The sequence below is a fragment of the Acinetobacter sp. YH12211 genome (genome assembly GCF_013418015.1).
In the GTDB taxonomy this organism is placed as follows: domain Bacteria; phylum Pseudomonadota; class Gammaproteobacteria; order Pseudomonadales; family Moraxellaceae; genus Acinetobacter; species Acinetobacter towneri.
Genome location: NZ_VPCW01000057.1, coordinates 1 through 5,723 on the forward strand (window position 1 = coordinate 1; position 5,723 = coordinate 5,723).

The following is a 5,723-nucleotide window of genomic DNA, read 5'->3' on the forward strand; positions in this document are numbered from 1 at the left end:
ATTTTTCACGTTCCACGCCTATTATTTAAGCAATGTTTCACAACTTTGATTAGCTCCAGTAAATAATTAAAACCTAGATAATAAGAACCGAGCGAGTGTCTACGAGCGATTGAGCATCATCAAAATTCGACCTCGCCTTTTCTCTGATTACAAGCTCCCTTTTGATTTTAAACGGTAGGTACAGAGCATCCCGAATGGGTGCGAACTTTGGAGCTTTTGCTTTTCAAAAAGTATGAGCGAAGCGAATACATTATCAATGCTTTTACTTTTGAATATCACGAACAGTATTAATTAAAAACTGCCCCTCGAAGCGAGGAACGAGCTTCAATAGAGTACGAGCTTTAGCGAGTACCTAGGGCAGTTTTCCACAAGTTTTTATATTTTTTATTTTTAAATATATTTTTAAATATTTTTAAGTTGCTTGAAACGCTTGTACAGCAAGGCTTTCACAGCTAATAAGTACACCAATTCCGACATATAAGTACACCAATTCCGATATTTTAGCCCCAATAAGTACACCAATTCCGACATATAAGTACACTAATTCCGATGATATTGACACGTACATTACAAAGGTGTACAAATACACTTGAATTATAAAAGTGTACAACAATGAAAAATGACTTAGTTGTAAAAGATAATGCGTTGATTAATGCTAGTTATAGTCTTGGTCTTGTCGAACAGCGATTGATTTTATTAGCTATCGTTATTATTCGGGAACATACTCATAACATGCACCTTGACTATATTGCATTCAATAAACCAATTGAGATTACAGCAGAAAGTTATATTAATACGTTTGGTGTAAGCCATAGCACAGCATACGAAACACTAAAGGATGCCTGTAAGTCTTTATTCTCAAGACAGTTTAGCTATCAAGAACCTAGAGAAAAAGGTATTGCTCATAAAACGACTCGCTGGGTGTCTGATATTGCTTATATTGATAATTCTGCAACTATAGAATTTACTTTTGCTCCAGCGGTCTTACCCCTAATCACTTATCTTGAACAACACCTTACAAGCTACGAATTAAAACAAGTTGCCAATCTAACAAGCGGTTATGCTATTCGCCTATACGAACTTTTAATTGCGTGGCGTAGTACTGGGAAGACACCAATTATTGATTTAAATGAATTTCGTTTAAAACTTGGAGTTGGAGATGAAAAATATCAAAGAATGGGGCAATTTAAAGAAAAAGTTTTACATATTGCTATTGAGCAACTTAACAAACATACAGACATTACCGTAACTTATGAGCAACATAAGCAGGGGCGTACAATTACAGGGTTTTCATTCAAGTTTAAGCAAAAAGTACAACCTAAAATTGAAACTAAACGAGATCCCAATACCCCTGATTTTTTCATCAAAATGACCGATTCCCAACGTCATTTATTTGCAAACAAACTGTCTGAAATGCCTGAAATGGGGGCATATTCTCAAGGTACAGAAAGCTATCAGCAGTTTGCTATTCGTATTGCAGACATGCTTTTAGAGCCTGAAAAATTCAGAGAGTTATACCCTTGCTTAAAAAAGGCAGGATTTGGTAATTAAAAAAAAGGAGCTTCAGCTCCTTTTTTTTAATTTTATTCTTTGGCTGGCTGTCCTATCGAATCTAACTGATTAATCAGTTCCGCATTTACTTCTTCGCCCGACTTATTGGCAGTATCTTTACTTTCAAATCGTGATGAATCTTGGAGTTCTTTTTTCATACGTTCACGGTCTTCGTCTGTAATTTCTTGCGGAGCAGGTACTTGTTGCGCTTCTTGGCGTACTTCTTCCACAATCTCAGGAGACGATGCTTGCACTCTTACATGTTCTGGTTCTTCTTTATTTTTGCTGCATGCAGTAAGGGTAATAACTGACATTGTTAATAAAGACATTAAAATTTTATATTTCATAAAGAATATCCAGCTTAATTGTTATTCATCGAAGGTAAATCAAAAAGTATTCTATCCCGATCCTCTATTAAATAATCATTAAGTTCAGCGAGTATTTTTTCTTTGTTGGCTTCATTGGATTGCATTTTTTTAATCAAGTAAGAACCAAGTAAGATTTTACGCCGAGTATCATCCTTGCGTTCTTGCTCTTTCTGCTTTGTTCTTTCTCTTGCTTCAATAGCCTGTTTCTGAGCTTTTAACTGTTTCAGCTTCTCCAACTGGGCTTCAATTTTCTTTTCAATATTTTCAGTTGATTTTGTCATAACGGTTAATTTCGGGATATAGAAAACCACTCAAGCATAAAACCCTATGAATTGAAATTCAAGCGGGTAATATGCTATCGTGTTTTTCATGAAATGCGCACTTACGACTTGGATTTCATCCAAGTCAAAGTTTGCGTAAGGGGAATCCCCTTAACCCCAAAAAATTGCTACGCAATTTAAAAAAGCAAAAGGTAAATAAAAATGTATCGGTATAATTTTAGAGAAACTCACCTTTACCTTTGTCCAAATTGCGGACACGAATGCACTTATAAGATGCCTGAACAGATGGCACAACATGCAGAAGAAAGAGAAGTTCAGAACCTAAAAAGAGAATGTGAAAAATGCGGTTATTACGTCCCTGCTAGTCGGAAGTGTTAAGCGATGGCGATTTATCATTGCTCGACCAAAACAGTTAATCGAAGTTCAGGCAGAACTGCTGTTGCATCTATGGCTTATCGTGCAGGTGAAAAGCTCAAAGATGAACGCACAGGGCTGACCCATGACTTTACAAGAAAAGATGGTGTCGCCCATTCAGAAATTATCTCGAATCTCGATATTGAAATTGACCGTAATGACCTTTGGAACTTGGCAGAACAGTCCGAAAACCGCAAAGATGCCCGAACCGCTAGAGAATGGGTAATCGCCCTACCCGATGAATTAGACGCTGATCAACGTAAGGACTTGGCAAAAGACTTTGCCAGGTCCTTAGTTGATCGCTATGACGTAATCGCAGATTTAGCCATCCATGAACCGAGTAAAGGCGGTAATGATAAAAACCATCACGCCCATATCATGCTCACAACCCGAAAAGCCGAATTGAATGCAGACAATAAACTCACTCTGACCACCAAAACCGATATTGAACTCAGTAACGCCAAACGAAAAAGCCTTGGTATGGGGACAACCCAAGACGAAATTAAACAGATTCGGGAAACGTGGGCAAATTTAGCCAATCACGCATTAGAACGAGCAGGCTTTCAGGAAAAAATAGACCACCGCAGCTATGCCGATCAGAATAACGGACTACAAGCCACCATCCATGAAGGCACTAAAGTCACCCAATTACGCAGACAAGGCATAGACACTGAAATCAGCCGTTTTAATGACAATGTGAAACAGCAGAACGCCCAACAGCTTGACCAACAGAAACAGCAGAAAGAGAGCGTTTTACAGCGTGGTTTAAACCGTGTCGATCAAGGTTTTGATCAATGGCAGAAGAACCAAGAAACCAAACGTCTAGAACTGGAACGCCAAGCGGAAATGAAACGACAGCAAGAATTAGATAAACAACGAGCCGAGCAAGCACTCCGCAAGGCATCTCAAAAACTAAGTAGAGGCGGAATGTCATTATGAGTAATCAAAATGATTTAGATGACCAGTTATATATTTTATTGGCATCCATGAAGGAATATCGAGAAGCCATAGCAGACGATAAGAAGCGATTAGAGCAGTTTTACAACCAAGTCGCTAGTGGAGTGCTAGACAAGGCTGAAAAATCGCTAGAAAACGCAAATAAAAAGCATACAGGTGCATTAAACAACAGTATTCAGGCATTAAACGAAGCTACAAACAGGCTCAACTTAAAACTTATCCTTATTTTTGCCAGCACGTTTGTGGCTGTGATGATGGTATTCATTTTGGCTATCTTCTTATACATACCAAGCAAAGACGAAATTGATGAACGTAGAGCAGATCTGGCTGTACTAAAAAAATATCCGCTACAAATTCGAGAAAGTGATGGTGAAACATTGGTGAGAATAATGAGGAAAAATTGCTACTCGTTTGAACCGAGTAGTGTCAAAGAAAAAACCTATGACTGGTGTCAGATCGACCCTAAAAAATACTAGTTGATCGGTACTTTGCTTGGTTTTTCTCATTACGAATCAAATTACAGCAAGCGCAAAGTTGCCCGACTTTGAAACATGGCTAAAGCCATATTTCAAAGCATCGAGCGATAGTCATCCAAAAATTTCGGAATGGCTATCCAACTGATGCAGTTCTAAAATATCGTCACCAACAAGCCTATAAATCAAGACTAAGTCAGGCTTCACATGACAATCACGACAATTCTTAAACTCTGCACCACCCTTCAAGGGATGATCTAAATATTTTTCAGGCAAAGGATTATTTGCGACTAAACAATCTAATACTTCTGCCCATTCAGCCGTAACCAGTTCTAAATAACGTCTTTTAATATCACGTTTAAAAGAACTGGTTACGATAATCTTACGTTTAGCCATGTGCTTCTTCCGACATAGCTTTAATCGCTTCTTCTACCGTTTCGTACTCGGTGTACTCGCCATTTTCAATCTCTTTTAAAGATTGAAGTAACTTAGCTGCTGCTTTAGGAGTTAAAGCAGTTTCTCGCGCATAGTCAAAAGATAAAGGGATCGCCTTAGTTTTAACGATTTGATTCAAGAACAGTTTGAATGCTTGGGGCATAGTCAAACCGTAGTCTTCTAAAATAGGCGTGACTTGTTCTTTTAACTCTGCTTCTAAGCGCATATTGAAATTGACTGCGGACATGATTTCCTCACTCAAAAAACATTAAAGTAAAGATAATATAAGGCATATTCTTTACTTTTTCATTACTTTTGATGTAATAAATGGTTTCTAACAAATGAATTTCGTATAACCACCATTATGTTAAATGTATAACTTTATAAAGTGTTAATTTTAAAGTCTTCCAATGTTTTGCCTTTTTCTTCTAATAAATTATGAACAAACTCAGGCTCTAATTTCAGCATCAGTTCAATAGCATCATGGATTTTCCAAAATTGTAATTCAGGATGATCTATTATTTGGATTAAATGGTTTTTAATTAAAGGAATATATTCATCGTATTTTTCATCATCAATTAACCAAAATAAGCGACTAATATCAAATGGTTCTGTATTAGATATTTCTATAATCTTTTGTATAGGATGAAATATTTTTATTCTAGCCTGTTCACCAAATCCTAGATCAGCTTGGAATGCCCAATAACGAACAAAAGCTCTAAGTACATGCTGAAGTGTATCATCATAACCATGTAAACGATGATCTATATAACCAACTAATTTATTTTCATTTAATAAATTTACTAATGCATCAAAACCAGAGGATTGTCCCCAATTAGTCAGAAGTTTTGCTGCCTCAAATACAATATTTTCATCAGAAGAATTTAATAAATTTATGACTTGTTCTATACGATCTTCAGGAATATCTTCTGGATCTAAATCTGTTGCATCACATGCGTAATCTGCATGAGTAGGAACGTCATGCAGTAATACAGAAATTTCTTTATTCATTAAGCCACTCATTAATAATTATCTTAAGATTTTCTAAAATTAACATAATACACCTTATACGAAATGCGTTATAATTATCTATAGAAATCAATGCTGTAGATTCTATTTTATAGCCCGAACATCCCTGTTCGGGCTTTTTTTATGATTTTTCACGTTCCACGCCTATTATTTAAGCAATGTTTCACAACTTTGATTAGCTCCAGTAAATAATTAAAACCTAGATAATAAGAACC

The 5,723-nt window shown here is 36.5% G+C and carries 9 protein-coding genes; 3 read left to right on the plus strand and 6 right to left on the minus strand.

Translation table 11 applies throughout. The features are described from left to right. Window positions 1-412: 412 nt before the first annotated feature. On the minus strand, window positions 413-562 hold the full coding sequence (locus FTU98_RS13660) for a hypothetical protein (protein WP_179996696.1): 150 nt from the start codon (window positions 560-562) through the stop codon (window positions 413-415). A 50-nt stretch (window positions 563-612) separates the two neighbouring features. Between FTU98_RS13660 and repM the strand changes: the two genes are divergently transcribed. Beyond that, complete coding sequence (gene repM / locus FTU98_RS13665; protein WP_151208205.1) at window positions 613-1,551, plus strand: replication initiation protein RepM; 939 nt, start codon at window positions 613-615, stop codon at window positions 1,549-1,551. A 32-nt stretch (window positions 1,552-1,583) separates the two neighbouring features. Here repM and FTU98_RS13670 read toward each other — a convergent pair whose 3' ends face one another. Next, window positions 1,584-1,865: a hypothetical protein gene (locus FTU98_RS13670; protein WP_257220058.1), complete on the minus strand. Its 282-nt coding sequence runs from the start codon at window positions 1,863-1,865 to the stop codon at window positions 1,584-1,586. A gap of 47 nt (window positions 1,866-1,912) precedes the next feature. Next, the gene (locus tag FTU98_RS13675; protein WP_020847062.1) at window positions 1,913-2,200 is read right to left on the minus strand and encodes a hypothetical protein; all 288 of its coding nucleotides are present in this window, start codon (window positions 2,198-2,200) and stop codon (window positions 1,913-1,915) included. Window positions 2,201-2,581: 381 nt separating this feature from the next. Between FTU98_RS13675 and mobQ the strand changes: the two genes are divergently transcribed. Beyond that, entirely contained in the window at window positions 2,582-3,553 is a 972-nt protein-coding gene (gene mobQ / locus FTU98_RS13680) for a MobQ family relaxase (RefSeq protein WP_180015673.1), read from the plus strand. Then, the gene (locus tag FTU98_RS13685) at window positions 3,550-4,047 is read left to right on the plus strand and encodes a hypothetical protein (RefSeq protein ID WP_179997568.1); all 498 of its coding nucleotides are present in this window, start codon (window positions 3,550-3,552) and stop codon (window positions 4,045-4,047) included. The genes mobQ and FTU98_RS13685 overlap by 4 nt, the downstream gene beginning before the upstream one ends. A gap of 111 nt (window positions 4,048-4,158) precedes the next feature. On the opposite strand, the gene FTU98_RS13690 is transcribed toward FTU98_RS13685, so the two are convergent. The 3 genes from FTU98_RS13690 to FTU98_RS13700 all read right to left on the minus strand — a co-directional run bounded on the left by FTU98_RS13690 (window position 4,159) and on the right by FTU98_RS13700 (window position 5,490). Next, window positions 4,159-4,440, minus strand: coding sequence for a type II toxin-antitoxin system YafQ family toxin (locus FTU98_RS13690; RefSeq protein ID WP_001129137.1), 282 nt, complete (start codon window positions 4,438-4,440; stop codon window positions 4,159-4,161). Then, entirely contained in the window at window positions 4,433-4,726 is a 294-nt protein-coding gene (locus tag FTU98_RS13695) for a type II toxin-antitoxin system RelB/DinJ family antitoxin (protein WP_001277151.1), read from the minus strand. The genes FTU98_RS13690 and FTU98_RS13695 overlap by 8 nt, the downstream gene beginning before the upstream one ends. A gap of 134 nt (window positions 4,727-4,860) precedes the next feature. Then, the gene (locus tag FTU98_RS13700) at window positions 4,861-5,490 is read right to left on the minus strand and encodes a hypothetical protein (protein ID WP_078194520.1); all 630 of its coding nucleotides are present in this window, start codon (window positions 5,488-5,490) and stop codon (window positions 4,861-4,863) included. Window positions 5,491-5,723: the final 233 nt, after the last annotated feature.

What these genes read in the sequence shown, in the direction of transcription:
- repM (WP_151208205.1), top strand. Translation starts at nt 613, where the DNA reads ATGAAAAATGACTTAGTTGTAAAAGATAATGCGTTGATTAATGCTAGT.
- FTU98_RS13670 (WP_257220058.1), bottom strand. Translation starts at nt 1,865, where the DNA reads ATGTCAGTTATTACCCTTACTGCATGCAGCAAAAATAAAGAAGAACCA.
- FTU98_RS13675 (WP_020847062.1), bottom strand. Translation starts at nt 2,200, where the DNA reads ATGACAAAATCAACTGAAAATATTGAAAAGAAAATTGAAGCCCAGTTG.
- mobQ (WP_180015673.1), top strand. Translation starts at nt 2,582, where the DNA reads ATGGCGATTTATCATTGCTCGACCAAAACAGTTAATCGAAGTTCAGGC.
- FTU98_RS13685 (WP_179997568.1), top strand. Translation starts at nt 3,550, where the DNA reads ATGAGTAATCAAAATGATTTAGATGACCAGTTATATATTTTATTGGCA.
- FTU98_RS13690 (WP_001129137.1), bottom strand. Translation starts at nt 4,440, where the DNA reads ATGGCTAAACGTAAGATTATCGTAACCAGTTCTTTTAAACGTGATATT.
- FTU98_RS13695 (WP_001277151.1), bottom strand. Translation starts at nt 4,726, where the DNA reads ATGTCCGCAGTCAATTTCAATATGCGCTTAGAAGCAGAGTTAAAAGAA.
- FTU98_RS13700 (WP_078194520.1), bottom strand. Translation starts at nt 5,490, where the DNA reads ATGAATAAAGAAATTTCTGTATTACTGCATGACGTTCCTACTCATGCA.